The following is a 1,404-nucleotide window of genomic DNA, read 5'->3' on the forward strand; positions in this document are numbered from 1 at the left end:
CATCCCGTCGGACAGGTATTTGTGGATCAGCTTGTTGTCGGTGCCTCGGGCGAAGGTCTGAGTGGTGTTCCCGACCGCGTGCCAGGTCGTGCGGCCACCGGCGACACCGACACCGGCGGCCGGCACGGGTTCCGAGGAGTCGAACCGGTACAGGTTGTAGGTCCGCATCTGCGTGAGGACCTTGTCGGCGTAGGACTGGTCGGTGGCGTAGTGCGGCGCCACCTTGCGGATGAACGCGTCCGGATCGTGCCGGTACGGCAGCGCGTCGGCGTACGTCGGGCTCGTCGTCAGCAGACGGCCGTAGTCGCGGAACGAGTCCTCCATCGACCTGTACACGCGGAAGTAGGCGTTCACGGTGTGGCACGGCGACGGCACGCACTCGGTCGTCGGGTAGTTGTGGCAGCCGATGGCGATCGGGCCCGGCGAGCCGGCCGACGTGCACTTGAAACCGAAGTAGTTCTTGTCGTTGACGGACAGGCCGCTGCGTCCCCAGTTCGACTCCAGCGTTGCCTGGCCGACCGTCACCGACGCCGGGATGTCGTAGTCGGCTCGCACGCGCTGGGCGGCGGGCCCGGCGGCGGCGAGGAAGTCGTCCCGGTAGTCGGCCTGCGCCGGCGTGGCCACCACCAGCAGCCCGAGCAGGGCGGCGATGCTCGCTCCGATGATCCTTCGAGTCATGCCGAGGAGTTTTCGAGCCGCTCCTTCAAACTCGCTTCAGATCGCGAGCGAGGGACTTGAAGCGGTTCTGAAGAGCCGCGATCGAACCTTTGCCCATGACGACAACACTGAGCCGCAGGGGACTGGCTCGACTTGTGCTGGCGGCCGCCTTCACGGTGGTCGCGTCCGCTGGGGCGGTCGCACTTCCCGTCGCCGCGCAGGCCTCCGACCTGGACGGACCCATCACCCGCAGCGAGGTCATCCAGCGGGCGCAGTACTGGGTGGACCACCAGCCCGGTCCGTACGACCAGGGCGGCTGGTCACCTGGTCCCGGTGACGGTCACATGTACCGCAGAGACTGCTCCGGCTACGTGTCGATGGCGTTGCACCTCAAGGACGTCCCGGCGACCGCGAGCTTCGCGAACTGGGGCAACGCGATCTCGCGCACCGATCTCAAGGCCGGCGACTTCATGTTGTACCCCGGCACCCACATGTTCCTGTTCGACCGCTGGGACGACGCCAACGGCAACTTCTGGTACTACTCGTTCGGTTCCACGCCGGTCCGGCACCTGCGCACGAACATCAACAACGCCAGCCTCGACGGCCATCCGAACGGCAGCTACCGCGCCTACCGGTACAAGAAGATCGTCGACGACGCGCCGCCGCCCGCCGCGGCCGGTGACACGGGTGGCCGCACGACGTGGCACGCGGTCGGCAACACGACCCAGGCCTTCGCCCGTGGCACCG

The 1,404-nt window shown here is 67.6% G+C and carries 2 protein-coding genes; one reads left to right on the forward strand and one right to left on the reverse strand.

Annotation, left to right across the window (positions count from 1 at the left end; translation table 11 throughout):
• The coding region (locus UK23_RS39755; RefSeq protein ID WP_052685452.1) for a glucosaminidase domain-containing protein at positions 1-678 on the reverse strand (678 nt) is incomplete at its 3' end.
• Between the two features lie 95 nt (positions 679-773).
• On the opposite strand from UK23_RS39755, the gene UK23_RS39760 reads away from it, so the two are divergent.
• The coding region (locus UK23_RS39760; protein ID WP_196778088.1) for a C40 family peptidase at positions 774-1,404 on the forward strand (631 nt) is incomplete at its 3' end.

The organism is Lentzea aerocolonigenes, from assembly GCF_000955955.1.
In the GTDB taxonomy this organism is placed as follows: Bacteria; Actinomycetota; Actinomycetes; order Mycobacteriales; family Pseudonocardiaceae; genus Lentzea; species Lentzea aerocolonigenes_A.